Raw genomic sequence first — 26,055 nt, 5'->3', positions numbered from 1 at the left:
TTCGGCACTTGGCGACCCTATGGTAGAGTGGCGCCAATTTTTCGAGGGAGTGATCACTGTGTGGGAACTGGTCAAATCTGGCGGCTGGATGATGCTGCCGATTATTCTGAGCTCCATCGCCGCCGCCGGCATCATCATCGAGCGCCTGTGGACGTTGCGTGCCAGCCGTATCACGCCACCGCACCTGCTCGGGCAGGTCTGGCAGTGGATTCAGGAAAAGAAGCTGGACGGCGAAAAACTCAAGCAGCTGCGCGCTGACTCGCCGCTGGGCGAAATCCTTGCCGCAGGTCTGGCCAATTCCAGGCATGGTCGCGAGATCATGAAGGAATGCATCGAAGAAGCCGCTGCCCGGGTCATTCATGAGCTGGAGCGCTACCTCAGCGCACTGGGCTCGATCGCTGCCATGGCGCCGCTGCTTGGTTTGCTGGGCACCGTGCTGGGCATGATCGATATCTTCGGCTCGTTCAACAGTTCCGGGGCCACCGCCAACGCCGGCGTGCTGGCAGGTGGTATTTCCAAGGCGCTGATCTGTACGGCGTCGGGTCTTATCGTCGCGATCCCGGCGATTTTCTTTCATCGCTTCCTGCAGAGCCGCGTTGATGAGCTGGTGGTCGGCATGGAACAACAGGCCATTCGTCTGGTTGAAGTGGTGCAGGGCGACCGCGATGTCGATCTGATCGACGCCAAGATCGATCTCAAGTCGCTGGCCAGAGCGGGCGGGGGCAAGAAGAAGTGAAATTTCGCCGTCGCAGACCCCGGGAAAACATCGACATCAATCTGGTCTCTCTGATTGACGTGGTGTTCATCCTGCTGCTGTTCTTCATTGTGACGACCACCTTCACTCGCGAAACCCAGTTGCGGGTCGATCTGCCACAGGCCGTTACCGGAACGCCGGACGTGGACGCCAGCGCCAAACAGCTGGACATTGCCATCAACGCCGACGGGATTTTCTCGCTGAACAATCAGTTGTTGCCGAAAAACGATCTGGCGACGCTGATCGAGGCGCTGCAGCGCGAGTCGGGGGGCGATACCAGCCTGCCGCTGTCGATCAGCGCCGACGGCAAGACCCCGCACCAGTCGGTCATCACGGCCATGGATGCGGCAGGCAAGCTGGGCTTCAGTCATTTGCGCATGACCACTGTCGAGGCCACACCGGCTAACTGATGGCATTCACTGACCGTTTGCTCGATGCCTGGTACAAGGGCCACCCTGCGCTGGCGCTGTTGCGCCCGCTCGAAGGTCTTTACCGGCGTGTCGTAGAGCGCAAACGGGCACGGTTTCTGGCGGGCGAGGGTGATATCTATCGCGCGCCGGTGCCGGTCATCGTGGTGGGTAATATCACCGTCGGTGGCACTGGCAAGACGCCGTTGATTCTCTGGATGATCGAGCACTGCCGCCGTCGCGGCCTGCGTGTCGGTGTGGTCAGCCGCGGTTACGGCGCCACGCCGCCAAGCCTGCCGTGGCGCGTTCTGCCTGAACAAAGTGCCAGCGAGGCGGGGGACGAGCCCCTGCTCATCGTGCAGCGCTGCGGCGTGCCGCTGATGATCGATCCGGATCGCAGTCGCGCCGTACAGGCCTTGCTCGCTGCCGAACCGCTGGATGTGATTCTTTCCGACGACGGCTTGCAGCATTACCGGCTGGCCCGCGACCTGGAGCTGGTGCTGATCGATGCCGCCCGTGGCCTGGGCAATCGCCGTTGTCTGCCTGCCGGGCCTTTACGCGAACCGGTCGAGCGGCTGAGCAGTGTCGACGCCTTGCTTTATAACGGCGCGACGGCGGACAGGGACGACGGCTATGCCTTCAGGCTCAAGCCTTCGGCGCTGATCAATCTGCGCAGTGGCGAACGTCAGCCGGTGGATTATTTCCCGGCCGGTCAGGCGCTGCATGCGGTCGCCGGAATCGGCAATCCCCAACGTTTCTTCAATACCCTCGAAGGATTACACTGGCGGCCGGTGACTCACGCATTCGCCGACCATGCTGTCTACAGTGCCGAGGCGCTGACATTTACCCCCGCGCTGCCTTTGGTCATGACCGAGAAGGATGCGGTGAAATGTCGTGCCTTTGCCGCTGATGACTGGTGGTATCTGGCAGTGGATGCACTACCTTCCGATGCCTTTGTCGGTTGGTTCGACCAGCAACTGCTACGTCTTTCTCCATGATTGCTTCAGGATCTCCTATGGACACCAAACTACTCGATATCCTCGCTTGCCCCGTCTGCAAGGGACCATTGAAGCTCAGCGCCGACAAGACCGAGCTGATCAGCAAGGGCGCAGGTCTTGCCTATCCGGTGCGCGACGGCATTCCGGTGATGCTCGAAAGCGAAGCTCGCACCCTGAGCACCGACGAGCGGCTGGAAAAATGACCGCAGCGTTTACCGTTGTCATTCCCGCGCGCTACGGCTCCAGCCGCTTTCCGGGCAAGCCGCTGAAAACCATTGCCGGCAAACCCATGGTTCAGCTGGTCTGGGAGCAGGCGTGCAAGAGCAGCGCCGAGCGTGTGGTGATTGCCACCGACGATGCACGCATTGTCGAAGCCTGTCAGGCTTTTGGTGCCGAAGTGCTGCTGACGCGCGACGATCACAACTCCGGCACCGATCGTCTGGCCGAGGTGGCCGCGCAACTTGGCCTGGCGGCTGACGCGATTGTCGTCAATGTGCAGGGCGACGAGCCGATGATCCCGCCAGCGGTGATCGACCAGGTGGCGTCCAATCTGGCCGCCCATCCCGAAGCCGGCATGTCTACGCTGGCCGAGCCTATCGACGACGTGGCCGCGTTGTTCAACCCCAACATCGTCAAGGTAGCTACGGACATCAACGGCCTGGCGCTGACGTTCAGCCGGGCTCCCTTGCCGTGGGCGCGCGATGCGCTCGCAGCAAACCGCGACCAGTTGCCTGCCGGCGTGCCTTATCGTCGGCACATCGGTATCTACGCCTACCGTGCGGGCTTCCTGCATGACTTCGTCAGTTGGGGGCCGTGCTGGCTGGAAAACACCGAAAGCCTGGAACAATTGCGTGCGCTGTGGAATGGCGTGCGGATTCACGTTGCCGACGCGCTCGAAGCGCCACCCGGTGGCGTCGATACGCCCGAAGACCTGGAGCGCGTAAGGCGCTTGCTGGAGGGTTGATGCGCTTCGTCCAGTGGTCCGGGAAGGCGAGGGTATGACCTTGCAGGTGCAGTCCGCGATTTCCCTCAAGCCGTTCAATACGTTCGGTGTTGATGTGCAAGCCCGGTTATTTGCCGAAGCGCATAGCGATGATGACGTTCGCGAGGCGCTGGCCTATTCGGCCGAGCACGATGTGCCACTGCTGGTGATTGGCGGTGGCAGCAACCTGCTGCTCAGCGCTGACGTGCAGTCACTGGTGGTGCGCATGGCCAGCCGCGGCATTCGCATCGTGCACGAGGACTGTCTCGAGTCGATTGTCGAAGCCGAGGCCGGCGAGCCCTGGCATCCGTTTGTGCAGTCCTGTCTGGAGCTGGGGCTGGCGGGGCTGGAAAACCTCAGTCTGATCCCAGGCACCGTTGGCGCGGCACCCATGCAGAACATCGGTGCTTATGGCGTCGAGATCAAGGATGTCTTCCATAGCCTGACGGCGCTGGATCGTGAAACCGGCGAATTGCGCGAGTTTTCTTTGCAGGACTGTGCGTTCGGCTACCGCGACAGCGTGTTCAAGCATCAGGTCGCGCGCTGGTTGATCCTGCGTGTACGTTTCAAGCTCAGTCGCGTCGCTCGCCTGCACCTCGAATATGGCCCGGTTCGTCAGCGTCTCGACGAGCAGGGTATCGATCAGCCGACGCCGTTCGATGTCAGCCGTGCGATCTGCGCCATTCGCAGTGAAAAGCTGCCTGACCCCGCTGTGCTGGGCAATGCCGGTAGTTTCTTCAAAAACCCGATAATCGCTGCCGAATTGTACGCAACGATCAAACAGCAGCACCCAGGCGTGGTCGGCTACCCGCAGGACGATGGCCAAGTGAAGCTGGCGGCCGGGTGGCTGATCGAGCAGGCGGGCTGGAAGGGGTATCGCGATGGTGATGCTGGCGTGCACAAGCTGCAGTCGCTGGTGCTGGTCAACTATGGGCAGGCCAGTGGCTTGCAGTTGCTAAGTCTGGCGCGCCGTATCCAGACCGATATCGCCGAACGTTTCGGTATCGAGCTGGAGATGGAGCCGAACCTCTACTGATAGCCTGGAAAGGGGCTCTTGTGGGGGCTCGCTCGCGAAGAGATCAGATCAAGCGCCGCGTATTGAAGATGAACGCGGTGCAATCCTCAACCAGCGGACATGAAAAAGCCCCGCCTGTTTGCACAGGCGGGGCTTTTTCATGGGCCGGGGTTAGACGAGGGGTTTAGGCTCGTTTTCTTTCTCGGCTTCATGTTGCGGTTTAACTGCTGGTTGCTCAGTTGCCGCTTCTTCGGTCTTTTCCTCGGCTGCCGGTGAAGGCTGGGCCGATTCTGCTTCAGTGGCAGCAGGCGCTGCTTCGACGACTGGAGCGCTGGCAGCAGCGGCTTCCTGTTGACGACGTGCTTCTTCTTCACGCTTGCGACGACGAACTTCACGAGGATCGTTCGGTGCGCGGCCCGTGCTGCTGACCACTGGTGCAGGCGCTGCTTCTTCAGCCGCAGGTGCCTGCTCTTGTGGGGCAGGTGCCTGTCCTTCAACGACCGGCTGAGGCGCGACGTAAGGAGCAGGCTCTTCTTTCAGAGCTACCGGCTCGACAACAGCAGCAGGCGCAGGCGTTGGCAGTTCGGATGATTCAGTGGCTGGCACTTCCTCATGAGCCGCTGCTTCGACCGGCGCCTGTGGTGCTGGCTCTGGCGTCGGCTTGAACGGCACTACGCGTTCTGCGTGAGGTGCTTCGAACAGTTCGGACTGTGCCGCAATCGCAGGTGCTTCGACCGCTGCCGGCTGAACTTCAACCTCTGGAGCAGGCTGTGCTACAGGAGCATCGTCTGCCACAGGGGCTTCAACGGCAGGTGCTTCGACAGTCGGTTCGGCAACGGTCGGTGCTTTTTCGGCAACCGGTGCTTCGGTGGCTGACGTTTCAGCTACTGGCGTTTCAGTCACAGGCGCTTCGGCAGCAGTTTCCTGATGCACAGGCTCGGCGTCTGCAGCGGCTGCGTTGCTGTTGGCACGTTCGGCCTGCTGATGCGCGTCGGCTTCGGCAGGCGCGCTGATCACGCTGCTGGCAGCGGAAGCTGCGGCGGTGAAGCCCAGACCCGCCGACAGGTCGGTGGCGCTGCCTTCTTCTTCGTTGCCGTTCTCTTCGGAGCCTTCGATCACGTTGCCATTGGCATCGCGCTGACGCTCACGACGATTGCTGCGACGACGCTGGCCACGCGAGCGGCGGCGAGGGCGGTCGCCTTCGCTACCGTCGTTGCCTTCCTGGTTCTCGTCGTTGGTCTGCTCTTCGTTGAGCAGCACTTCCTCTTCTTCGCTCACGGCAGCCGCGGCCTGTTCGGCGCGTGGTTGACGTTCTTCACGAGGTGCGCGCGGCTGGCGCTCTTCGCGTGGTGCGCGTTCAGGACGCTCCTCGCGAGCGAGGTTCACTGCCGGGGCTGCATCCAGAGGCTCGCGCAGTTCGCGAACCGGGCGATCTTCGCGCGCTTCACGTGGCTTGCGCTCGCGGGTGGTACGGGCTGGACGCTCTTCGCGCGGTGCCGACTCGTCACGGGCTTCACGCGGTTCGCGAACGGTGCGCTCTTCACGAGGTGCACGTTCCTCACGTGGAGCACGCTCTTCACGCGGTGCGCGCTCTGCACGTTCTTCGCGCGGGGCGCGTTCTTCACGAGGCTTGCGCTCTTCGTCGCGGCGATTGTTGCGGCCACGGCTCTGCTGGCGGCCGTTGCGGCGTTCCTCGTTGCGGGCTGGACGCTGTTCTGCAACAGGCTTTTCAACCACGACCGGAGCGACAGGCTCTTCCTTGGTCGCGAACAGGCTGACCAAGGATTTCACCAGACCCTTGAACAGGCTTGGCTCGTGAGCGACGGGTGCCGGTGCAGGCGTTGGCGCAGGGGCAGCGGCTTCTACCGGGACCGGCGCATTGGCACGGGCCGGGGCAGTCTTGACGGCTGCTTCCTGACGAACCAGGGTGCGGGTTGCGGCGGCCAGTGGTGCAATTTCTTCCACTTCGGCAGCGGCAGCAGCAATTTCGTAGCTGGTCTGGCTGCTGTGCGCTTCAGGGCTGTCATCACGCAGGCGCTGAACTTCGAAGTGCGGAGTTTCCAGCTGATCGTTCGGCAGAATGATGATGCGGGCACGGGTGCGCAGTTCGATCTTGGTGATCGAGTTGCGTTTTTCGTTGAGCAGGAAGGCCGCGACCGGAATCGGCACCTGAGCGCGCACTTCGGCAGTACGGTCTTTCAGGGCTTCTTCTTCGATCAGGCGCAGGATGGCCAGCGACAGCGATTCAACATCACGGATGATGCCGGTGCCGTTGCAGCGAGGGCAGACGATACCGCTGCTTTCGCCCAGCGATGGACGCAGGCGCTGACGGGACATTTCCAGCAGGCCGAAGCGCGAAATACGACCGATCTGCACGCGGGCACGGTCGGCTTCCAGGCTTTCGCGGACTTTCTCTTCCACGGCGCGCTGGTTCTTGGCCGGCGTCATGTCGATGAAGTCGATGACGATCAGGCCGCCGATGTCACGCAGACGCAATTGACGGGCGATTTCCTCAGCCGCTTCAAGGTTGGTCTGCAGGGCGGTTTCTTCGATGTCGCTGCCTTTGGTGGCGCGCGCCGAGTTGATGTCAATGGACACCAGGGCTTCGGTCGGATCGATGACGATGGAGCCACCGGAAGGCAGTTCGACAACACGCTGAAAGGCGGTTTCGATCTGGCTTTCGATCTGGAAGCGGTTGAACAGTGGAACGCTGTCTTCGTACAGCTTGATCTTGCTGGCGTACTGCGGCATCACCTGACGGATGAAGGTCAGTGCTTCTTCCTGGGCTTCGATGCTGTCGATCAGGACTTCACCGATATCCTGGCGCAGGTAGTCACGGATGGCGCGGATGATGACGTTGCTTTCCTGGTAGATCAGGAAAGGGGCGGAGCGATCGAGGGACGCTTCCTTGATGGCGGTCCACAGTTGCAGCAGGTAATCGAGGTCCCACTGCATTTCTTCGCTGCTGCGGCCCAGGCCGGCAGTACGAACGATCAGACCCATGTCGGCTGGCGCGATCAGGCCGTTGAGGGCTTCACGCAGTTCGTTGCGCTCTTCACCTTCGATACGACGCGAGATGCCGCCGGCACGAGGGTTGTTGGGCATCAGAACCAGATAGCGGCCAGCGAGGCTGATGAAGGTGGTCAGGGCTGCGCCCTTGTTGCCACGTTCTTCTTTCTCGACCTGAACGATGACTTCCTGGCCTTCGCTCAGGACGTCCTTGATGTTGACGCGGCCTTCGGGGGCTTTCTTGAAGTACTCGCGGGAGATTTCCTTGAGTGGCAGGAAGCCGTGGCGCTCAGAGCCGAAATCGACAAAGGCAGCCTCGAGGCTGGGTTCGATGCGAGTGATTCGGCCTTTATAGATGTTGGCCTTCTTCTGCTCGCGTGCACCTGACTCGATGTCCAGGTCGTAGAGGCGCTGGCCGTCTACCAGTGCAACACGCAACTCTTCGGGTTGAGTTGCGTTAATCAGCATTCTTTTCATGTAGTACCGTCGGTTTCCGGGCTGCCGGAAACGGCGTTCGGCACACACGACTTCTCACGGTCGGTGTCAGGGCACGTCAGGAGTGGTTGGACACTCCAGTGTCTAGCGAGGTCCTCGCCCAGAGGGGGCGGAGGGTCGCGACGACGTTTCCTGCTTGCTGTGGTGGCATAAGACACCCCTTTCAGCAAAAGCTTTGTCAGGAGGAGGAATCGACCATCGGTAGCGGACGAGATGAAGCGTCTAGAACAAGCCTTGTGCTACACAGTCCGATGGTTGTGCGTCTCCACCCTACACGTATCCCTGATAATTCGGGTGCTGCCGCGCGCAGAATCCGCAGCGGGTTGGCATTTACCGCGACCTTCGATAGGGAAGGTCGCGCATCATGGCTTGAGGCGTTGTTCCCGAAGCATTCGCTCGTAGCGTCTGAAAGCGACTGCACTTTGTGAACTGGCCATGAACTGTCCGCACTGGCCGCGAGCTGTCTGCTCTGCTGTCAGGCGTGTTTCCGGCCTCATGTCACCTGCGCTTGTTACATTTTCAGCGTGCTCCGTTGTCACCGAACACTGCGTAGGACGGCCTCCCGTCCTTGTGAATTGCGTTGGTCAGGGCCGGTTGTCAACCGTTGGTCCGCTGTCCGGCCGCTTTTGGCGGCGTTCGCGACTATAGCAGCAATCATTAAGTGCTTCAAATCCATAAAAAATTGTTATCATTTGCGGCATGACGAATATTGCCCCTCCAACCCCCGGCGTCCAGCTGGTTGAGGTTGCCCCGGAACTTGCCGGTCAACGCATCGATAACTTTCTGATCACTTATCTCAAGGGTGTGCCCAAAACCTTGATTTACCGCATTTTGCGCAAAGGCGAAGTGCGTGTGAACAAGGGGCGGATCAAGCCGGAGTACAAGTTGCAGGCAGGCGACATCGTGCGCATTCCTCCTGTGCGCGTGCCTGAGCGCGACGAGCCTGTGCCGGTCGCGCAGGCATTGTTGCAGCGTCTCGAAGCTGCGATCGTCTACGAAGACAAGGCGCTTATCGTGCTCAACAAGCCTGCAGGTATCGCCGTGCATGGCGGCAGTGGCCTGAGCTTTGGCGTGATCGAAGCGTTCCGCCAGTTGCGCCCTGATGCCAAGGAGCTCGAGCTGGTGCACCGTCTCGATCGCGATACATCCGGTTTGCTGATGATCGCCAAGAAACGCAGCATGCTGCGTCATCTGCACGAAGCCCTGCGCGGCGACGGCGTCGACAAGCGCTACATGGCGCTGGTCCGCGGTAACTGGGCAACGGCGTTGAAGCAGGTTCGTGCACCGCTGATGAAAAGCAACCTGCGCTCCGGCGAACGCATGGTCGAAGTGAATGAAGAGGGCAAGGAGGCCCTGACGATTTTCAAGGTGCTGCGTCGTTTCGGCGATTTTGCCACCATGGTCGAAGCCAAACCGGTCACCGGGCGTACTCACCAGATCCGTGTGCACACCTTGCACGCGGGGCATGCCATTGCAGGTGACACCAAGTACGGTGACGAGAATTTCAGTCGCGAAATTCGCGATCTGGGCGGCAAGCGCCTGTTTTTGCACGCCTACATGCTCACGGTGCCGATGCCCGATGGCAGCAAACTTAATGTGCAGGCGCCTGTCGATGACATGTGGGCCAAAACAGTGGAGCGTTTGAGTGCGCCGTGATTACGACCTGTTGATTTTCGACTGGGACGGCACGCTGGCCGACTCGGTCGGGCGCATCATCCTGTCCATGCGTACGGCGGCCATCGAGACTGACCTTGAAATTCGCGACGATACCGCGATCAAGGGGATTATCGGCCTGGGGCTGCCTGAGGCGATTCGAACCCTGTATCCGCAGATCAGCGGCAATCAACTAATCGATTTTCGCCAGCACTACGCAGACAGTTATATGGCAATGGATAACGTGCCGTCTCCGCTGTTCGACGGTGTTGTAGAGTCGATGCAGGCGTTTCGCGAGGATGGTTATCGTCTGGCGGTCGCTACCGGTAAGGCGCGTCGCGGGCTCGATCGTGTGCTGAAGGCCAATGGCTGGCAGGATTACTTCGATGCCACGCGGGCGGCCGACGAGACCGCCAGCAAGCCTGATCCGCTGATGTTGAACGAGATCATGGCGCATTGTGAGGTTACCCCGCAGCGTTCGCTGATGATTGGCGATGCTTCGTTCGATCTGCTGATGGCTCGCAATGCGGGTATGGATTCGGTTGCGGTGGGCTATGGCGCTCAGCCGCTGGAGTCGCTGCGTCAGTTCGAGCCGCGGCTGGCTATCGAGCATTTTTCCGAGCTGCGCACCTGGTTGAACGGGCGCGGCGTCTAGTTTTCGGGTTGGAGTGATTGGAACATGTCTGACGAATGGAAGGCACCCGTTTCGCAAAGCGCGGACGAGGGCATCAATGGCAGGGAAGAGGCAAAAAGCTGGAAGCTTCTTGAAAAGACTCTGCTGGCCAGTGTTCAGGAGCAGCGCCGGGCGCGTCGCTGGGGAATCTTTTTCAAGCTGCTGACGTTCGCGTTCCTGTTTGTTGCAGTGATCATACCGATGCTGGATTTCGAGGGCGGCACTTCGCGCCGTTCCAGCCACACTGCGCTGATCGATGTGCAGGGCGTGATTGCCGACAAGGAAGCGGCCAGTGCCGAGAACATTGTCACTGCGCTGCAGAAGGCCTTCGAGGATGAAAAGACCAAGGGTGTGATTCTGCGTATCAACAGCCCGGGCGGCAGTCCGGTGCAGTCGGGCTATGTCTACGACGAAATTCGACGTTTGCGCGCGACGAAGCCGGACATCAAGGTGTATGCGGTCATTACCGATCTCGGTGCTTCGGGTGCTTATTACATCGCCAGTGCCGCTGATCAGATCTATGCCGACAAGGCCAGTCTGGTGGGGTCGATCGGTGTCACGGCGGCAGGTTTCGGTTTTGTCGGTGCCATGGACAAGCTCGGTGTTGATCGTCGTACCTATACCTCCGGCGAGCACAAGGCCTTCCTTGACCCGTTCCAGCCGCAGAAGGCTGATGAAACGCAGTTTTGGCAGGGCGTGCTGGACACGACTCATCGCCAGTTCATTGCCAGTGTCAAACAGGGTCGTGGCGACCGGCTGAAGGACAAGGAGCACCCAGAGCTGTTCTCCGGGCTGATCTGGACCGGCGAGCAGGCTGTTGCGCTGGGTCTGGTGGATGGTCTGGGCAGTGCAAGTTATGTTGCGCGTGATGTGATCAAGGAAAAGGACATCGTCGAGTACACCGTCGAAGAGTCGCCTTTCGATCGCTTTTCGAAAAAGCTGGGCACCAGTATCGCTGAGCGAATTGCCATGCTGGTTGGTTTCAACGGCCCAAGCCTGCGTTGATGGCTTGATGTAGACATAAAGAACCCGGCCAATGGCCGGGTTCTTTATATGTAAGGGTCAGGGTACGCTGACGCCTTCCTTTATAAGCATGTCCACCAGGCGTATCAGCGGCAGGCCGATCAGGCTGGTAGCGTCGCTGCCTTCGGTGCTGCGGAACAGGCTGACGCCAAGGCCTTCTGCCTTGAAGCTGCCTGCGCAGTCATAGGGCTGTTCGGCGTGCAGGTAGCGTTCGATGCTGGCCCGCTCGAGTGCGCGCATGTGCACTGTAAAAGGCACGCAATCCACCTGGCACTCGCCGGTCGAGCTATTGAGCACGGCCAGGCCGGTCAGGAAGGTCACGCTTTTGCCGCTCGCTGCCGTCAGCTGTTCCAGTGCGCGCTCGAAGCTGTGTGGCTTGCCCAGGACCTGTTCGTCAAGGACGGCGACCTGGTCGGAGCCGATGATCAGGTGGTGTGGATGCTCGGCGGCGAGCGCTTGGGCTTTCTCTCGGGCAAGGCGCTGTACGAGGTCGAATGCGGCCTCGTTCGGTCGCCGGCTTTCATCGATATCCGGAGACCTGCAGGTGAATGGCAGGCGCAGGCGGGCGAGCAGTTCGCGGCGGTATGAGGAGCTGGAAGCGAGGAGCAGGGATGGCATGCGGTTCTCCGTAGGCTGAGCGTTGATTCTAAAGAGTGGCCGGAGTGACGAACAGGCCTGAATTTCCTTTGACATGCCCGGGGGGCATCCCTAGAATGCTGCGCCTATGTTGAATGACCCGATTCCATCTCACGTTGACCCGCGCAAATTGTCCGATCGCGGCACTACCCTTCAGGGTGAAGTGCTGCTGGGCGATCTGAAGAGACTCTGCGACCCGCTTGCCGACACTGTCGGTACGGTGCAGGCGAAATTCGTTTTTGAGCGTGACGAACGCCGTTCTGTGGTTATCCACAGTTCGATAGACGTCCCGGTCAAGATGGTTTGCCAGCGTTGTCTTGAGCTGGTGACCCTGCCGATCCACAGCGAATGCAGTTACGTTGTGGTGAAGGAGGGTGCGAATACCCAGTCGTTACCGAAAGGTTATGACGTGCTGGAACTGGGCGAAGATCCTTTGGATCTGCTGGCATTGATCGAGGAGGAGCTTTTGCTCGCCTTGCCCATTGTGCCTGCTCATCATCCTGAAGAATGCCAGCAACCGGCGGGTCTCGATGAGCCCGAACCGAGCGTGGACGAGGTAACGCGGTCCAACCCGTTCAGTGTATTGGCGCAGTTAAAGCGTGACCCAAACGTTTAGGAGTTAATCAATTATGGCTGTTCAGCAGAACAAAAAATCCCGCTCTGCCCGTGACATGCGTCGTTCGCACGACGCTCTTGAGGCAAGCACTCTGTCGGTAGAAAAGACCACTGGTGAAATTCACCTGCGTCACCACGTATCGCCAGAAGGCGTATACCGTGGTCGTAAAGTGATCGACAAGGGCGCTGACGAGTAATTTCTTGTCCGCTCCGATCATCGCGATCGACGCAATGGGCGGGGACTTCGGTCCCCGCAACATTGTTCAGGCAAGCCTCGCGTGCCTGACAGCTACTCCCTCGCTTCACCTGGCCCTTGTCGGTCAAGCCTCCCTTATTGAAGAACTCGTCTCTGCTCATGAAGCTGTGGACCGTTCGCGCCTGCGTGTCATTCATGCCAGTGAAGCGATCGCGATGGACGAGCGTCCGTCTCAGGCGTTGCGTGGCAAGCCTGACTCCTCCATGCGCGTAGCTCTCGAGCTGGTGGCCAGCGGTCAGGCCCAGGCATGTGTCAGTGCCGGCAATACCGGTGCGCTGATGGCGCTTTCCCGGTTTGTGCTCAAGACCTTGCCAGGGATTGATCGCCCGGCAATGATCGCAGCCATTCCCACTCGCTCAGGTCATTGCCAGTTGCTGGACCTGGGGGCGAACGTTGATTGCAGTGCCGAGGCGCTTTATCAGTTTGCAGTGATGGGCTCGGTGCTTGCCGAGATCCTCGGTGTCGCAACGCCCAGAGTGGCCTTGCTCAATGTGGGCACTGAGGACATCAAGGGCAATCAGCAGGTCAAGCGTGCTGCCGGTCTTTTGCAGTCTGCCTCGGGGCTTAACTACATTGGCTATGTCGAAGGTGACGGGTTGTACAGGGGGGAAGCTGACGTAGTGGTGTGTGATGGTTTCGTCGGCAACGTATTGCTCAAGTCGAGTGAGGGGCTGGCGACCATGATTGCGGCCAGGATCGAGACGCTGTTCCAGCGCAATCTGCTCAGCAGGGCGGTCGGCGCGCTGGCGTTGCCCTTGCTGAAGCGCTTGCAGACCGACCTGGCGCCCGCCCGTCATAATGGCGCGAGCCTGCTCGGGTTGCAGGGGGTCGTGGTGAAAAGCCATGGCTCTGCAAGTGTTTCAGGCTTTCAGAGTGCGATTCAGCGAGCGCTCGTCGAGTCCCGTGAAAACCTGCCACAGCGTTTGAAGGGGCGGCTTGAAACGATGTTCCAGGACGACCGAAGCTGAAAATGTGACGCATCAGACTGGTCAGTCATCCAACCGATCAGTCATATACATTAGAATTCCCGCGTTCGGCCTGTCCGGACGCCCATTTTGGCGACAATAATTCAGAGGCTTGTCAAATGTCTGCATCCCTCGCATTCGTCTTTCCGGGTCAAGGATCGCAATCGCTCGGTATGCTCGCCGAACAAGGCGCGCAACATCCGCTGATCCTCGACACTTTCGAGCAGGCTTCCGAAGCCCTCGGCTATGACCTGTGGGCATTGACTCAGAAAGGTCCTGCCGAGCTGCTCAATCAGACCGACAAGACCCAGCCGGCCATTTTGACCGCTTCGGTTGCCTTGTGGCATGTGTGGCTGGCCGAGGGCGGTGCGGTTCCTGCGTTCGTCGCCGGTCACAGTCTGGGTGAATACAGCGCACTGGTAGCCGCGCAAAGCCTGAGCCTGGCCGACGCCGTAAAGCTTGTCGAGCGTCGCGGCCAGTTGATGCAGGAAGCGGTGCCAGCGGGTCAGGGCGGCATGGCCGCCATTCTGGGGCTCGATGATGCCGACGTTATCGCAGCCTGCGCCGAAGCGGCACAGGGTGAGGTCGTCAGTGCTGTGAATTTCAACTCGCCGGGCCAGGTGGTGATCGCCGGTTCCGCTGAGGCTGTCAAGCGTGCCATGGAGCTGTGCAAGGCCCGTGGCGCCAAGCGCGCTTTGCCATTGCCGGTCAGCGTGCCATCGCACTGCGAACTGATGCGCCCGGCCGCCGAGCGTTTCGCCGAGGCCGTTGAAGCCATCGAATGGCAAGCGCCGGAAATTGCGCTGGTACAGAACGTCAGCGCCAGTGCCGTCAGTGATCTGGCGACGCTCAAGCGTGATTTGCTGGAGCAGTTGTACAAGCCGGTACGCTGGGTCGAATCCATTCAATGCCTGGCCAGTCGCGGTGCGACCCAGCTTGTGGAGTGCGGTCCGGGCAAAGTGCTGGCCGGTCTGAACAAGCGTTGCGCCGACGGCGTGATGACCTACAACCTTGATACCCCGGACGCCTTTGCCGCCGCGCGCGCGGCACTGGCCTGATTAGGAGAAGCCTGCATGAGCCTTCAAGGTAAAGTGGCACTGGTAACCGGTGCAAGTCGCGGCATTGGTCAAGCCATTGCTCTGGAATTGGGACGCAACGGTGCTGTTGTCGTGGGTACCGCGACGTCAGAGTCCGGTGCCGAGCGCATCAGCGCGACGTTCAAGGAAAACGGCATCGAAGGCTTTGGCCTGATGCTGGATGTCTGCGATGCCGAGTCTGTGAATTCGGTTCTGTCCACCATTCAGGAGCGCGTCGGCGCACCGTTGATTCTGGTCAATAACGCCGGCATCACCCGTGATAACCTGATGATGCGCATGAAAGATGACGAATGGTATGACGTCGTCAACACCAATCTGAACAGCCTTTTCCGTCTTTCCAAGGGCGTTCTGCGTGGCATGACCAAAGCGCGTTGGGGGCGTATTATCAGCATTGGTTCGGTTGTGGGTGCCATGGGCAACGCCGGTCAAGTAAACTATGCTTCCGCGAAGGCCGGTCTGGAAGGCTTCAGTCGGGCTCTGGCCCGTGAAGTGGGCTCGCGGGCGGTCACCGTGAATTCGGTGGCACCGGGTTTTATCGATACCGACATGACGCGTGAGCTGCCTGAGGCTCAGCGTGAGTCACTGATTACCCAGATACCCCTGGGCCGTTTGGGACAAGCCGAAGAGATTGCGCACGTAGTCGCTTTTCTTGCGTCCGAAGGCGCAGGCTACGTTACCGGGGCCACAATCCCTGTTAACGGCGGCATGTACATGAGCTAATGTGACGACCTGTTTCAAAAAAATGTCATACGAGCTGTCTAAAATCCGTTATAAAGCTGCAATCTATGAATGGGCAAAGGTACGGTTGGGCATAAGGGGAGAGCGTTAAGCTTGAAATTCGCAAAACCTCTTCTATACACTTACCCACTGGCCAGATGCCTGAACATTTCCACTAGGAGTTAAAACTAGGTATGAGCACCATCGAAGAGCGCGTCAAGAAAATCGTTGCAGAGCAACTTGGCGTCAAACAAGAAGAGGTTGTCAACACTGCTTCTTTCGTTGAGGACCTGGGCGCTGACTCCCTGGACACCGTCGAGCTGGTAATGGCTCTGGAAGAGGAATTCGAGACCGAAATCCCGGACGAAGAAGCGGAAAAGATCACTACCGTTCAAGCAGCAATCGACTACGTCACTAGCCATCAGGCTTAAGATTTGTAATCGCTGACTGCTGTCACGGGAAAACCGCACTGCTTTAACCGGCGTGCGGTTTTTTCTTTAAAAAACGCTGTGATTGTTCCGTAAACAAGAGAGAAGGAGAGTCCTGTGTCGCGTAGACGCGTCGTGGTCACCGGGATGGGCATGCTTTCGCCACTGGGCAATGACGTGCCCAGCAGTTGGCAAGGCATTCTGGCGGGCCGCAGTGGCATTGGCCTTATCGAGCACACGGACTTGTCAGCCTTCACCACCCGCTTCGGCGGCTCGGTCAAGGGTTTCAACGTCGAAGAATACCTCGCGCCCAAAGAAGCGCGCCGCCTCGATCTCTTTATTCAGTATGGCCTCGCGGCCAGCTTTCAGGCCGTGCGTAATGCAGGCCTTGAAGTCACTGATGCAAACCGTGAGCGCATCGGCGTTGCCATGGGTTCGGGCATCGGTGGTCTGACCAATATCGAAAACAGCAGTCGCCTGCTGCACGAGCAAGGTCCGGGGCGAATATCACCGTTCTTCGTTCCTGGCTCGATCATCAATATGATTTCCGGTTTCCTGTCGATCCATCTGGGCGCACAGGGACCCAATTACTCCATCGCGACGGCTTGCACGACTGCAACCCACTGCATCGGCATGGCGGCTCGCAATATCGCCTATGACGAAGCGGACGTGATGATCGCCGGCGGCGCTGAAATGGCCGCCTGTGGGCTCGGTCTGGGTGGCTTCGGTGCAGCGCGTGCACTGTCGACCCGCAACGATGACCCGACCCGCGCCAGTCGCCCCTGGGACAAGGGCCGTGATGGCTTCGTCCTGTCCGACGGTGCCGGTGCCATGGTGCTCGAAGAGCTCGAGCACGCAAAGGCGCGTGGTGCGACCATTTATGCAGAGCTGGTCGGGTTCGGCATGAGCGGCGACGCTTATCACATGACATCGCCACCTGATGACGGCGCCGGTGCTGCACGCTGCATCGTCAATGCGTTGCGTGATGCCAAGGTCAATCCCGATCAGGTGCAGTACATCAACGCACACGGTACGTCGACGCCTGCAGGCGATCTGGCCGAGGCTTCCGCGATCAAGTCGGTATTCGGTGATCACGCCTACAAGCTGGCAGTCAGTTCGACCAAGTCGATGACCGGCCACCTGCTGGGCGCCGCTGGTGCTGTCGAAGCGATCTTCAGCGTCCTGGCAATGGTTGATCAGGTGGCTCCACCGACCATCAACCTGGATGAGCCAAGCGAAGGCTGCGATCTGGACTTCGTGCCTCACGAAGCGCGGCGCATGCCGATCGACGTCGTTCTGTCGAACTCCTTCGGCTTTGGTGGCACCAACGGCTCGCTGGTATTCCGTCGGTTCGCCGAGTAATGCCCGACTGGGTCGATGGCTGCCCCGCAGACGCCTTGTCCCTCAAGGATCGAGGGCTGGCTTACGGCGATGGACTGTTTGAAACCATCGTCGTCAAGGCCGCGCAGCCTTTGCTCCTGGAGCGCCATCTGCAGCGTCTCGAAAGCGGCTGCGCACGCTTGTCGATCGCAACCGATCACGCGCTGATCCGTGCAGAAATGACCCGCTTCGCTGCAGAACTTGGTGATGGGGTCATGAAGCTCATCCTTACCCGTGGCGACAGCCAGCGCGGCTACGCCCCGGCCCCCAATGCCCAATCGCGTCGAATCCTGCAGGGCGGCCCTGCGCCAGCCTATCCCGGTGCGCATGCGGAGCAGGGCGTGCGCCTGTTTGCCTGCCAGACGCGACTGGCGGAACAGCCGCTTCTGGCTGGACTCAAACACCTCAACCGTCTGGAGCAGGTACTGGCCCGCTCCGAGTGGAGTGACAGCGATCACGCCGAGGGTTTGATGCGTGATATGTCCGGGCGACTGATAGAGGGTGTCTACAGCAACCTGTTTCTGGTCAGTCAGGGCCGTATGCTGACTGCTGATCTCAGCCGCTGCGGGGTCGCAGGTGTGATGCGTGCCGAGCTGCTGGACCAAGCACCAAAGCTGGGGTTGGCTGTCGATATCCGTGACCTGCACATGTCTGACCTGGAATCGGCAGACGAAGTGTTTCTATGCAATAGCGTGTACGGCGTCTGGCCGGTTCGCAGCTTTGCAGCGTTGAACTGGCCGGTCGGGCCGCTGACCCGTAAACTGCAAGGTATTGCCCGCAGCCTTCTGGATATCTGATTTTGATCCGAAAAATATTGGTGTTGCTGGAAACAGCGGTTGTCCTGGCAGGTTTGCTGCTCGGCTTTGCGTTCTGGCAGCAGTATCAGGCGCTGAACCAACCGCTTGAGGTGGCTCAGGAGCAACTGCTGGACGTTCCGGCCGGTTCGACGCCGACCGGCGTACTCAATCGATTACAGGCCGATGGCGTGATCAAGGACGCTTTCTGGCTGCGTCTTTACTGGCGTTTCAACCTGTCCGGACAGGCGCTGCACAGCGGTGAATACCGCATGGTGCCGGGTATGAACGTCAAGTGCCTGTTCGACGTCTGGAAGCGCAAGGAAGTCGTGCAATACAGCCTGACGCTGGTCGAAGGCTGGAATTTCCGCCAGGTGCGTGCCGCGCTTGCCAAACAGCCCAAGCTCGATCAAACGCTGGCAGGTCTGTCCGACAGCGAGCTGATGGCGAAAATTGGCCACCCCGACGTGTTTCCTGAAGGCCGTTTCTTTCCGGACACTTACCGCTACGTGCGCGGCATGACCGACGTCGAATTGCTCAAGCAGGCCTACAGCCGCCTGGAAGAAGTACTCGACGAGGAATGGAATGCGCGTTCGTCAGAGGCTCCCTACTCAAATCCTTACCAGGCGCTGATCATGGCGTCTTTGGTCGAGAAGGAGACCGGTGTGCCTCAGGAGCGCGGCCAGATAGCCGGCGTGTTCGTGCGTCGCCTGAAGCTGGGCATGCAGTTGCAGACCGATCCGACCGTGATCTACGGCATGGGCGAGCGCTACAACGGCAAGCTGACCCGCGCCAACCTCAAGGAAGCGACGCCCTATAACACCTACGTGATCGCCGGCCTGCCGCCGACGCCCATTTCGCTGGTGGGGCGCGAAGCGATTCACGCTGCGCTCAATCCAGTAGACGGCAGCAGCCTGTATTTCGTGGCCAAGGGTGACGGCAGCCATGTGTTCTCGGACGATCTGGATGCCCATAACGCGGCCGTGCGTGACTATCAGCTCAAGCGCCGCGCGGATTATCGCTCCAGCCCGGCACCTGCCACACCGGCACCGGCAACTGACTCGCCCTCTTCGGAAGCCGTGCCTGCGGATGTTCCGGATGCCCCGCAGTCCGAGCCGAATGCGCAATGATGACGATTAAGGATGACCTGTGACTGGCTTGTTTATCACTCTTGAAGGCCCGGAAGGTGCAGGCAAAAGCACCAACCGCGACTACCTGGCTGCGCAATTGCGTGCGCAGGGTGTTCAGGTACTGCTGACTCGCGAGCCGGGTGGTACTCCGCTGGCCGAGCGTATTCGCGAGTTGTTGCTGGCGCCCAGCGACGAGGTCATGAGCGCCGACACCGAACTGCTGCTGGTGTTTGCCGCGCGTGCCCAGCATTTGGCCGAAGTCATTCGTCCCGCGCTGGCGCGTGGCGAGGTGGTGCTCTGTGATCGGTTTACCGATGCCACCTACGCCTATCAGGGCGGCGGTCGCGGCCTGTCCCATGAGCGTATCGCAGCGCTGGAGCAGTTCGTTCAAGGCGACCTGCGCCCTGACCTGACGCTGGTGTTCGACCTGCCGGTAGAGATCGGCCTGTCACGCGCCGCTGCACGCGGTCGGCTGGATCGGTTCGAGCAGGAAGGGCGGACTTTCTTCGACGCCGTGCGTAGCACCTATCTGGAGCGCGCCAAGGCTGAACCTGCGCGCTATCGCCTGGTAGACGCCGGACAGACCCTGGCCGATGTGCAGGCTTCCCTCGACACCTTGCTGCCCCAGTTGCTGGAGCTGCAACGTGGCTGAAGCCTATCCCTGGCAGGCTTCGCTCTGGCAGCAGATGGCCGGTCGCGCCCAGCACGCTCACGCCTATCTGCTGCACGGGCCTGCGGGTATCGGTAAGCGCGCCCTGGCTGAACGGCTGATGGCCAGCTTGTTGTGCAAGACGCCTGACGGGCTTGATGCCTGCGGGCACTGCAAGTCCTGTCTGCTGTTGGCGGCTGGCAGCCATCCCGACAATTACGTGCTCGAGCCGGAAGAGGCGGACAAGCCGATCAAGGTCGATCAGGTGCGTGATCTGGTCAGTTTCGTGGTGCAGACCGCCCAGATGGGCGGGCGCAAGGTGGTGCTCGTCGAGCCGGTGGAAGCGATGAATACCAACGCGGCCAATGCCTTGCTGAAAAGTCTGGAAGAGCCTTCAGGCAATACCGTTCTGTTGTTGGTCAGCCATCAACCGAGCCGCTTGCTGCCAACGGTCAAGAGCCGCTGTGTACAGCAGGCCTGCCCGTTACCCAGCGAACAGATGAGTCTCGACTGGCTGAGCGGCGCATTGCCCGATTGCACGCAGGACGAGCGCTTCGAGTTGCTGACGCTGGCCGCCGGGTCGCCGCTGGCTGCGGTGGCGCTGCACACGCAGGGTGTTCGCGAACAGCGCGCGCTGGTGGTCGACGGCGTCAAGAAGCTGCTCAAGCAACAACAGTCGGCTACCCAGCTGGCCGAGGGCTGGAAGGATATTCCGCTGTTACTGCTGTTCGACTGGTTCTGTGACTGGTCGCACCTGATCCTGCGCTATCAGATGACGCAGGACGAGGAGGGCCTTGGCCTGGGTGACATGCGCAAGGTGATTCAATACCTGGCGCAGAAGTCTTCTCGCGCCAAAGTGCTGGATATTCAGGACTGGATTCTGGCGCAGCGCCAGAAAGTCATGTCCAAGGCCAACCTCAATCGGGTTTTGCTGCTTGAAGCGTTGTTGGTGCAGTGGGCAGGCCTGCCGGGACAGGCGTAGACTCTGCGTTATCCGGAACCGTTGAGGTGTTGTCATGAATCTGCCGCCGAGCACAGGTCCACGTAATGGCATCCTGTCCCTGACCATCAAGGACAAGTCCGTTCTTTACGCTGCTTATATGCCGTTCATCAGAAACGGCGGGCTGTTCATTCCGACCAGCAAAAGCTACAAGCTGGGCGATGAAGTGTTCATGCTTCTTAATCTGATGGACGAACCGGAGAAGGTTCCGGTGGCCGGTCGTGTTGCCTGGATCACGCCGAAAGGCGCGCAGGGCAATCGCACTGCCGGCGTTGGCGTGCAGTTCAATGACGGCGACAACACCGCCCGCAATCTGATCGAAACTCACCTGGTCGGCGCTCTCAAGTCCGATCGTCCAACCCATACGATGTAGTTGTGTTTTAACCCATGCTTGTAGATTCCCATTGTCACCTCGATCGCCTTGACCTTGCCCAGCACGACGGCTCTCTGGATGCCGCACTCGACGCCGCCCGCGGCAGAGGGGTCGGGCATTTTCTCTGCATCGGTGTCAGCGCCGACAATGCGGGTGCGGTCAAGGCACTCGCCGAACGTTACGCGGATGTCGATTGCTCGGTGGGCATTCATCCGCTGGACGTGAAGCCCGGCGAAATGCCGCCCCTGGACTGGTTGCTCAAGGAGCTGGATCACCCGCGGGTGGTAGCGATTGGTGAGACCGGTCTGGACTATCACTACGAACCTGAAGCGGCCGAGCTGCAACAGGCGTCTTTCCGGGTTCACCTCGAGGCGGCCAGAATCACTGAAAAACCAGTGGTCATCCACACTCGGGGCGCACGTGCCGATACCCTCAGCCTGCTGCGTGAAGCGGCCTTGCCCCACGCCGGTGTCCTGCACTGTTTCACCGAGGACTGGGAGATGGCCAAGGCCGCGCTGGACCTGGGTTACTACATTTCGCTGTCCGGTATCGTGACGTTTCGCAACGCCGATGCCCTGCGCGACGTTGCAAGGCAGGTGCCCGCCGATCGTCTGCTGGTCGAGACCGACTCCCCGTACCTCGCGCCCATCCCGTATCGGGGCAAGCCGAATCTGCCCCAGTACGTACGTGAGGTGGCCGAGTTTCTGGCAATGCTGCGAGGCGAGTCCTACGAGCGCTTTGCCGAGCAGACCACGGCCAATTTCGCTCGCCTGTTTCCGCTGGCGCACGTTCAGCGCTGACGGATGCACACGTTCACGGGCAGACAAATCGCAGGCAAAAAAAACCCGGATTCTGGGGGGTGAAGCCGGGTTAAGACCATTAGGAGTAAAACAAAGGCGCGCTAGTCCTTTGGCGCCTCTACTGCCGAGTCATTTGGGGAATGATGACGCGGCAGCAGCTTAAGTATTGTTCAGGACGGCGCAGCGTCCAGTGTCTTTTGATCGTTTTTTAAACAGTTTTGGAATACTAAAGCGCTCCTTGAGTGCTCGATGAACACTTTGTATCGGGCGAAATGCGGGTGCGCTGCAGTAGTGGAGTGGTGGGGTGGAGTTTTCCAACGGTTTTCTGCTGAGTCTGTCCTTGTGCCTGGACATTGGTCTGGCAAACATCGCCATGATCACGCTGTCCATGCAGCGCGGTTTTTCCAGAGGGCTGTGGCTCGGGCTGGGAACCTGCGTCGGTGATCTGGCCTACGCAATCCTGGCGATGCTCGGCATGGCCGTGCTGCTGCAATATGAAGCCGTGCGCTACGTGCTCTGGATTGGCGGCACGGCGGTGCTGGCCTGGTTCTGCTTCAGAATGATCATGAGCGCTACCACCGTCAGCAACGGTCTCGACAGTCAGGCGGTTGAATCGGAAAAATCCAGCCTGGCGCTGTTCCTGCGCGGGATCTTTCTGGCGATGTCCTCACCCAGCGCCATCCTCTGGTTTGCCGCAGTCGGCGGAGCGCTGATTGCCCGGCAAGGCTCTGATCTTGTCAGCGCTTCGATCTTTCTCGCCGGGTTTGTCGCTGCGGGCGTGGTCTGGTCGATCTCGCTGTGTGCGCTGGCTCATCAGGGTGGGCGTTTCATGGGCGAACGAATGTTGCGCTGGTCGTACATTGCCTCGGCGCTGATCTTTGCCTACTTCACGTTGTATGTGGTGATCACGGGTTATCTGGAGTTTGTCGTTGCCTCTCCAGCGTTGCCAGCGCACTAGGTTGCCACCGCACTGGAACGGTATCGGGCGCCCGGGCTGACCGGTGCGAATCGTTCATGCAGGTCGACAAGTATGGATGAACCGTGCAATTTAGCGCCGATTGGGCATAATACCCGGCTTCGATTTCGATCCTGACAGACCTCTCTATGCAGAAAGAACCTCGTAAGGTCCGTGAATTTCGCCGCCGTGAGCAGGAAATTCTCGACACCGCGCTAAAGCTGTTTCTCGAGCAAGGCGAAGACAGCGTCACTGTCGAGATGATCGCGGACGCCGTCGGCATTGGCAAAGGCACCATCTACAAGCACTTCAAGTCCAAGGCGGAAATCTACCTGCGCCTGATGCTCGACTACGAGCGGGATCTGAACGAGCTGCTGCATTCGGCCGATGTCGACAAGGACAAGGAATCGCTCTCGCGCGCCTACTTCGAATTCCGTATGCGTGACCCGCAGCGCTATCGCCTGTTCGACCGCCTGGAAGAGAAGGTGGTCAAGGGCAACCAGGTGCCTGAACTGGTCGAAGAACTGCACAAGATTCGCGCTTCGAACTTCGAACACCTGACGCTGCTGATCAAAGGCCGCATCAGCGAAGGCAAGCTCGAAGATGTCCCGCCTTACTACCATTACTGCGCTGCCTGGGCGCTGGTGCATGGCGCCGTTGCGCTGTATCACTCGCCATTCTGGAGCAACGTGCTGGAAGACCAGGAGGGCTTCTTCCACTTCCTCATGGACATCGGCGTACGCATGGGCAACAAGCGCAAGCGCGACGGCGAAGTCAACGCCGAACCCACGCCAGATCCTGCCGCCGAATAACGCGCGGGCCTGGCCTTGAGCATCAGCTTCAAGGCTTTGGCGCCGGCTGCGCCAGAGATGGCGCGGAAGCTGCATCCGACGACCATTCGCCGGTTTTCCGTCACCGGTATTTGGGAGGGGATAATGCGTAGCCTGGTTATGCTGCTCGCGCTTCTGGCGTTGAGTGGCTGCATGAAAGTCAGTGACATGGGCGAGGGTGTTCGCGAGCAATTCAGCGACGCAGGTCTGCTCGACCATAGCGAAACCCGGCGTACTGCCAACTGGCGCGTGCAGCCTGACTCGTTCATTTACATCGCTCAGGGCGCCTTTGTGCCGCCAGGCAACGCCTATCCGCGGCCCAACGTGGTGGCTGAAGAAGCTTTCAAGGGCTTTATCGAGTACTTCCCGATGGTCCGTCGTGCCCGAGGCCCATTGGGGCTGGATGAAGCCATGGTCGAGGCGCGTGCTGCGGGCGCACATTATTTGCTCTATGCGCGTTTCGCCAAGGCTGACGACCGCATCGGCAATGGCGATCAATGGGCCGATCAGGAAGCGGTGGATCGTCTGGGCGTCGACAGCGGCGTCATTCAGCTGATGCTGATCGAGACCGGCACCCGCTACCTCATCGACAGCGCACGCATTCGCAGCCGTGGCGGATTGCTGACGCTTTACGACAAAAGCCCCGAGGATTTGCTGGGTCCGCCTCTTGAGGACTACGCTCGTACCTTATTGGGTGTCGAACGCTAGAAGCCGTGTCAGGAGAGTTGAGTGACCGATTCAAACAAGGCGGGTGATCTGTTCGCGCAGATCCCCAAAACCAAAGGGCTACCGCCTGTTCATTTGTGGAATCCGGACTTCTGCGGCGATATCGACATGCGTATCGCTCGCGACGGTACCTGGTATTACCTGGGCACGCCGATCGGCCGCAAACCGATGGTCCGGCTGTTCTCTACCATCATGCGCCGCGATGGCGATGACTATTTCCTGGTCACGCCCGTCGAGAAGGTCGGCATCACAGTTGATGACGCGCCTTTTGTCGCTGTCAGCCTCGAGGTGCTGGGGGAGGGCGAGGGCCAGGTATTGCGCTTTCTGACCAATGTCGAGGATCAAAGCGAAGCGGGACCGGAACACCTTTTGCGGGTTGTAACCGACCCTGACACCCAGGAACCGGCGCCGTACATTCACGTGCGAACCAATCTTGAGGCGCTGATTCACCGCAATGTTTTCTATCAGTTGGTCGAGCTGGCCATCTCCCGCGATATAGACGGACAGCGCTGGCTGGGCGTCTGGAGCCATGGCGTGTTTTTCCCGATAGGGCTCGAGCCTTGAAATACACACCTGATTGCCGGCTTGAATTGCCTGTCGGCAATGCGGCGGTTAAAGTGCCGCTCCCTGATTTTCCTGAGGTTTTTGCATGAGCCAGTCCTTTGATATCGCCGTAGTCGGCGCAACCGGTACTGTCGGCGAAACCGTTGTGCAGGTTCTGGAGGAGCGCAATTTTCCGGTGGGCAATCTGTACCTGCTGGCCAGCATCGAATCTGCAGGCCACTCGGTGCCGTTTCGAGGCAAGAATGTGCGCGTACGCGAAGTCGAAGAATTCGATTTCAGCACGGTGCGCATGGCGTTTTTCGCTGCGGGGCCTGCGGTCAGTCGCAGTCACGCCGAAAAGGCGGTAGCGGCGGGGTGCACGGTCATCGACCTCTCGGGCGCATTTACCTCAGCCCAAGCGCCGAATGTGGTGCCGGAAATAAATGCTACGCTTTTGCACAGCCGTGGTATCGCGCCTTGTCTGGTCGCCAGCCCCAGTGCTTCGGCCACTGCAGTTGCCCTGGCTCTGGCGCCGTTGCGCGGCCTGATCGATATTCAGTCGGTGATGGTAACGGCGTGTCTGGCGGTATCGGCACTGGGGCGTGAAGGCGTCAGCGAGCTGGCACGTCAGACCACCGAACTGTTGAATGTCCGCCCGCTGGAAGCACGTTTTTTTGATCGCCAGATGGCGTTCAACCTGCTGGCGCAAGTGGGTACACCAGACGCGTCGGGGCACCTGCCGCTGGAAAGGCGTCTGGTCGAAGAATTGCGCGAACTGCTTGCGCTGCCATCGCTCAAAGTGTCTGCGACTTGCATTCAGGTACCGGTGTTCTTTGGTGACAGCTTCACTGTCGCGCTGCGCACGGCCGGGGTGGTCGACGTGGCGGCGGTCAATGCTGCACTCGAGTCTGCAGAGGGGATCGAGCTGGTCGATGCGGGTGATTACCCTACACCGGTGGGCGATGCGGTGGGTCAGGACGTGGTTTATGTGGGACGCGTCAGGGCGGGAACCGACGATTCCGAGCAGCTCAATCTGTGGCTTACCTCGGATAATGTGCGCAAAGGCGCGGCGCTCAACGCTGTGCAGGTTGGCGAATTGTTGATAAAAGACTATGTGTAAAAGATACTTGGCAACAATTTGAATAATTGTTT

29 protein-coding genes are annotated in these 26,055 nt (G+C 59.9%); 27 read left to right on the top strand and 2 right to left on the bottom strand.

Features of this window, described 5'->3' with window-relative positions; genetic code table 11:
• Positions 1 to 19 precede the first annotated feature (19 nt).
• Genes JOE29_RS16530 through murB form a run of 6 tightly spaced genes read left to right on the top strand, consistent with a single transcriptional unit; the run spans position 20 to position 4,177 of the window.
• Positions 20 to 736: a MotA/TolQ/ExbB proton channel family protein gene (locus JOE29_RS16530; protein WP_003317467.1), complete on the top strand. Its 717-nt coding sequence runs from the start codon at positions 20 to 22 to the stop codon at positions 734 to 736.
• The gene (locus JOE29_RS16525) at positions 733 to 1,164 is read left to right on the top strand and encodes a biopolymer transporter ExbD (protein WP_003317468.1); all 432 of its coding nucleotides are present in this window, start codon (positions 733 to 735) and stop codon (positions 1,162 to 1,164) included. The genes JOE29_RS16530 and JOE29_RS16525 overlap by 4 nt, the downstream gene beginning before the upstream one ends.
• Positions 1,164 to 2,159, top strand: a complete 996-nt coding sequence (gene lpxK / locus JOE29_RS16520) for a tetraacyldisaccharide 4'-kinase (protein ID WP_024648606.1) — start codon at positions 1,164 to 1,166, stop codon at positions 2,157 to 2,159. Before JOE29_RS16525 ends, lpxK begins: the two co-directional genes overlap by 1 nt.
• A gap of 17 nt (positions 2,160 to 2,176) precedes the next feature.
• The gene (locus tag JOE29_RS16515; RefSeq protein ID WP_002552679.1) at positions 2,177 to 2,362 is read left to right on the top strand and encodes a Trm112 family protein; all 186 of its coding nucleotides are present in this window, start codon (positions 2,177 to 2,179) and stop codon (positions 2,360 to 2,362) included.
• Entirely contained in the window at positions 2,359 to 3,123 is a 765-nt protein-coding gene (kdsB, locus tag JOE29_RS16510; protein WP_003317470.1) for a 3-deoxy-manno-octulosonate cytidylyltransferase, read from the top strand. The genes JOE29_RS16515 and kdsB overlap by 4 nt, the downstream gene beginning before the upstream one ends.
• Positions 3,124 to 3,157: 34 nt before the next feature.
• The gene (gene murB, locus JOE29_RS16505; RefSeq protein WP_044311729.1) at positions 3,158 to 4,177 is read left to right on the top strand and encodes a UDP-N-acetylmuramate dehydrogenase; all 1,020 of its coding nucleotides are present in this window, start codon (positions 3,158 to 3,160) and stop codon (positions 4,175 to 4,177) included.
• A 150-nt stretch (positions 4,178 to 4,327) separates the two neighbouring features.
• On the opposite strand, the gene rne is transcribed toward murB, so the two are convergent.
• On the bottom strand, positions 4,328 to 7,633 hold the full coding sequence (rne, locus tag JOE29_RS16500; protein ID WP_058444089.1) for a ribonuclease E: 3,306 nt from the start codon (positions 7,631 to 7,633) through the stop codon (positions 4,328 to 4,330).
• 726 nt (positions 7,634 to 8,359) lie between these two features.
• Between rne and rluC the strand changes: the two genes are divergently transcribed.
• Genes rluC through sppA form a run of 3 tightly spaced genes read left to right on the top strand, consistent with a single transcriptional unit; the run spans position 8,360 to position 10,991 of the window.
• Entirely contained in the window at positions 8,360 to 9,316 is a 957-nt protein-coding gene (gene rluC / locus JOE29_RS16495) for a 23S rRNA pseudouridine(955/2504/2580) synthase RluC (protein ID WP_003317474.1), read from the top strand.
• Positions 9,306 to 9,968: an HAD-IA family hydrolase gene (locus tag JOE29_RS16490; RefSeq protein ID WP_016567559.1), complete on the top strand. Its 663-nt coding sequence runs from the start codon at positions 9,306 to 9,308 to the stop codon at positions 9,966 to 9,968. The genes rluC and JOE29_RS16490 overlap by 11 nt, the downstream gene beginning before the upstream one ends.
• Before the next feature lie 24 nt (positions 9,969 to 9,992).
• Positions 9,993 to 10,991: a signal peptide peptidase SppA gene (sppA, locus tag JOE29_RS16485; protein WP_210079711.1), complete on the top strand. Its 999-nt coding sequence runs from the start codon at positions 9,993 to 9,995 to the stop codon at positions 10,989 to 10,991.
• Between the two features lie 57 nt (positions 10,992 to 11,048).
• Here sppA and JOE29_RS16480 read toward each other — a convergent pair whose 3' ends face one another.
• Positions 11,049 to 11,627, bottom strand: coding sequence for a Maf family nucleotide pyrophosphatase (locus tag JOE29_RS16480; protein WP_058444095.1), 579 nt, complete (start codon positions 11,625 to 11,627; stop codon positions 11,049 to 11,051).
• A 106-nt stretch (positions 11,628 to 11,733) separates the two neighbouring features.
• Between JOE29_RS16480 and JOE29_RS16475 the strand changes: the two genes are divergently transcribed.
• From JOE29_RS16475 to JOE29_RS16390, 18 genes are all read left to right on the top strand, one after another.
• Entirely contained in the window at positions 11,734 to 12,261 is a 528-nt protein-coding gene (locus JOE29_RS16475; RefSeq protein WP_003390869.1) for a YceD family protein, read from the top strand.
• 13 nt (positions 12,262 to 12,274) lie between these two features.
• On the top strand, positions 12,275 to 12,457 hold the full coding sequence (rpmF, locus tag JOE29_RS16470; RefSeq protein ID WP_002552688.1) for a 50S ribosomal protein L32: 183 nt from the start codon (positions 12,275 to 12,277) through the stop codon (positions 12,455 to 12,457).
• A 4-nt stretch (positions 12,458 to 12,461) separates the two neighbouring features.
• The gene (gene plsX / locus JOE29_RS16465) at positions 12,462 to 13,484 is read left to right on the top strand and encodes a phosphate acyltransferase PlsX (protein ID WP_017279271.1); all 1,023 of its coding nucleotides are present in this window, start codon (positions 12,462 to 12,464) and stop codon (positions 13,482 to 13,484) included.
• Between the two features lie 116 nt (positions 13,485 to 13,600).
• Positions 13,601 to 14,539 carry an ACP S-malonyltransferase gene (gene fabD / locus JOE29_RS16460; protein WP_210079710.1) on the top strand — a complete coding sequence of 313 codons (939 nt, stop codon included), beginning with the start codon at positions 13,601 to 13,603 and terminating at the stop codon, positions 14,537 to 14,539.
• Positions 14,540 to 14,554: 15 nt separating this feature from the next.
• The gene (gene fabG / locus JOE29_RS16455; protein ID WP_003318510.1) at positions 14,555 to 15,298 is read left to right on the top strand and encodes a 3-oxoacyl-ACP reductase FabG; all 744 of its coding nucleotides are present in this window, start codon (positions 14,555 to 14,557) and stop codon (positions 15,296 to 15,298) included.
• Between the two features lie 191 nt (positions 15,299 to 15,489).
• The gene (gene acpP, locus JOE29_RS16450; protein ID WP_003227051.1) at positions 15,490 to 15,726 is read left to right on the top strand and encodes an acyl carrier protein; all 237 of its coding nucleotides are present in this window, start codon (positions 15,490 to 15,492) and stop codon (positions 15,724 to 15,726) included.
• Between the two features lie 114 nt (positions 15,727 to 15,840).
• Positions 15,841 to 17,085, top strand: coding sequence for a beta-ketoacyl-ACP synthase II (gene fabF, locus JOE29_RS16445; RefSeq protein WP_003390862.1), 1,245 nt, complete (start codon positions 15,841 to 15,843; stop codon positions 17,083 to 17,085).
• A complete protein-coding gene (gene pabC, locus JOE29_RS16440) occupies positions 17,085 to 17,900 on the top strand; it encodes an aminodeoxychorismate lyase (protein WP_210079709.1) in 816 nt (271 codons plus the stop codon). Before fabF ends, pabC begins: the two co-directional genes overlap by 1 nt.
• A 2-nt stretch (positions 17,901 to 17,902) precedes the next feature.
• Positions 17,903 to 19,027 carry an endolytic transglycosylase MltG gene (gene mltG / locus JOE29_RS16435; protein WP_210079708.1) on the top strand — a complete coding sequence of 375 codons (1,125 nt, stop codon included), beginning with the start codon at positions 17,903 to 17,905 and terminating at the stop codon, positions 19,025 to 19,027.
• A gap of 19 nt (positions 19,028 to 19,046) precedes the next feature.
• The gene (gene tmk / locus JOE29_RS16430) at positions 19,047 to 19,679 is read left to right on the top strand and encodes a dTMP kinase (protein WP_044311724.1); all 633 of its coding nucleotides are present in this window, start codon (positions 19,047 to 19,049) and stop codon (positions 19,677 to 19,679) included.
• The gene (locus JOE29_RS16425) at positions 19,672 to 20,658 is read left to right on the top strand and encodes a DNA polymerase III subunit delta' (protein WP_058444103.1); all 987 of its coding nucleotides are present in this window, start codon (positions 19,672 to 19,674) and stop codon (positions 20,656 to 20,658) included. Before tmk ends, JOE29_RS16425 begins: the two co-directional genes overlap by 8 nt.
• A 34-nt stretch (positions 20,659 to 20,692) precedes the next feature.
• Entirely contained in the window at positions 20,693 to 21,049 is a 357-nt protein-coding gene (locus JOE29_RS16420) for a PilZ domain-containing protein (RefSeq protein ID WP_003318502.1), read from the top strand.
• 14 nt (positions 21,050 to 21,063) lie between these two features.
• Entirely contained in the window at positions 21,064 to 21,849 is a 786-nt protein-coding gene (locus tag JOE29_RS16415) for a TatD family hydrolase (RefSeq protein ID WP_003318499.1), read from the top strand.
• 304 nt (positions 21,850 to 22,153) lie between these two features.
• Entirely contained in the window at positions 22,154 to 22,807 is a 654-nt protein-coding gene (locus JOE29_RS16410) for a LysE family transporter (protein WP_198700756.1), read from the top strand.
• A 146-nt stretch (positions 22,808 to 22,953) separates the two neighbouring features.
• Positions 22,954 to 23,616, top strand: a complete 663-nt coding sequence (locus JOE29_RS16405) for a TetR/AcrR family transcriptional regulator (RefSeq protein ID WP_003347824.1) — start codon at positions 22,954 to 22,956, stop codon at positions 23,614 to 23,616.
• A gap of 123 nt (positions 23,617 to 23,739) precedes the next feature.
• Positions 23,740 to 24,342: a DUF4823 domain-containing protein gene (locus JOE29_RS16400; protein WP_003318496.1), complete on the top strand. Its 603-nt coding sequence runs from the start codon at positions 23,740 to 23,742 to the stop codon at positions 24,340 to 24,342.
• A gap of 21 nt (positions 24,343 to 24,363) precedes the next feature.
• Complete coding sequence (locus JOE29_RS16395) at positions 24,364 to 24,924, top strand: DUF1285 domain-containing protein (RefSeq protein WP_210079707.1); 561 nt, start codon at positions 24,364 to 24,366, stop codon at positions 24,922 to 24,924.
• 85 nt (positions 24,925 to 25,009) lie between these two features.
• Positions 25,010 to 26,023 (top strand): aspartate-semialdehyde dehydrogenase, encoded by a 1,014-nt coding sequence (locus JOE29_RS16390; protein ID WP_210079706.1) that lies wholly within the window; start codon positions 25,010 to 25,012, stop codon positions 26,021 to 26,023.
• Positions 26,024 to 26,055 lie beyond the last annotated feature (32 nt).

The organism is Pseudomonas sp. PvP009, assembly GCF_017832995.1.
In the GTDB taxonomy this organism is placed as follows: Bacteria; Pseudomonadota; Gammaproteobacteria; order Pseudomonadales; family Pseudomonadaceae; genus Aquipseudomonas; species Aquipseudomonas syringae.
Note: the sequence above shows the minus strand (reverse complement) of the source record. Positions and strands in the feature narration are given on the sequence as shown.

What these genes read in the sequence shown, in the direction of transcription:
- fabG (WP_003318510.1), top strand. Translation starts at nt 14,555, where the DNA reads ATGAGCCTTCAAGGTAAAGTGGCACTGGTAACCGGTGCAAGTCGCGGC.
- rluC (WP_003317474.1), top strand. Translation starts at nt 8,360, where the DNA reads ATGACGAATATTGCCCCTCCAACCCCCGGCGTCCAGCTGGTTGAGGTT.
- rpmF (WP_002552688.1), top strand. Translation starts at nt 12,275, where the DNA reads ATGGCTGTTCAGCAGAACAAAAAATCCCGCTCTGCCCGTGACATGCGT.
- rne (WP_058444089.1), bottom strand. Translation starts at nt 7,633, where the DNA reads ATGCTGATTAACGCAACTCAACCCGAAGAGTTGCGTGTTGCACTGGTA.
- JOE29_RS16390 (WP_210079706.1), top strand. Translation starts at nt 25,010, where the DNA reads ATGAGCCAGTCCTTTGATATCGCCGTAGTCGGCGCAACCGGTACTGTC.
- acpP (WP_003227051.1), top strand. Translation starts at nt 15,490, where the DNA reads ATGAGCACCATCGAAGAGCGCGTCAAGAAAATCGTTGCAGAGCAACTT.
- sppA (WP_210079711.1), top strand. Translation starts at nt 9,993, where the DNA reads ATGTCTGACGAATGGAAGGCACCCGTTTCGCAAAGCGCGGACGAGGGC.
- JOE29_RS16405 (WP_003347824.1), top strand. Translation starts at nt 22,954, where the DNA reads ATGCAGAAAGAACCTCGTAAGGTCCGTGAATTTCGCCGCCGTGAGCAG.
- JOE29_RS16480 (WP_058444095.1), bottom strand. Translation starts at nt 11,627, where the DNA reads ATGCCATCCCTGCTCCTCGCTTCCAGCTCCTCATACCGCCGCGAACTG.
- pabC (WP_210079709.1), top strand. Translation starts at nt 17,085, where the DNA reads ATGCCCGACTGGGTCGATGGCTGCCCCGCAGACGCCTTGTCCCTCAAG.
- JOE29_RS16475 (WP_003390869.1), top strand. Translation starts at nt 11,734, where the DNA reads ATGTTGAATGACCCGATTCCATCTCACGTTGACCCGCGCAAATTGTCC.
- JOE29_RS16400 (WP_003318496.1), top strand. Translation starts at nt 23,740, where the DNA reads ATGCGTAGCCTGGTTATGCTGCTCGCGCTTCTGGCGTTGAGTGGCTGC.
- JOE29_RS16530 (WP_003317467.1), top strand. Translation starts at nt 20, where the DNA reads ATGGTAGAGTGGCGCCAATTTTTCGAGGGAGTGATCACTGTGTGGGAA.
- murB (WP_044311729.1), top strand. Translation starts at nt 3,158, where the DNA reads ATGACCTTGCAGGTGCAGTCCGCGATTTCCCTCAAGCCGTTCAATACG.
- lpxK (WP_024648606.1), top strand. Translation starts at nt 1,164, where the DNA reads ATGGCATTCACTGACCGTTTGCTCGATGCCTGGTACAAGGGCCACCCT.
- fabD (WP_210079710.1), top strand. Translation starts at nt 13,601, where the DNA reads ATGTCTGCATCCCTCGCATTCGTCTTTCCGGGTCAAGGATCGCAATCG.
- JOE29_RS16420 (WP_003318502.1), top strand. Translation starts at nt 20,693, where the DNA reads ATGAATCTGCCGCCGAGCACAGGTCCACGTAATGGCATCCTGTCCCTG.
- JOE29_RS16415 (WP_003318499.1), top strand. Translation starts at nt 21,064, where the DNA reads ATGCTTGTAGATTCCCATTGTCACCTCGATCGCCTTGACCTTGCCCAG.
- kdsB (WP_003317470.1), top strand. Translation starts at nt 2,359, where the DNA reads ATGACCGCAGCGTTTACCGTTGTCATTCCCGCGCGCTACGGCTCCAGC.
- JOE29_RS16515 (WP_002552679.1), top strand. Translation starts at nt 2,177, where the DNA reads ATGGACACCAAACTACTCGATATCCTCGCTTGCCCCGTCTGCAAGGGA.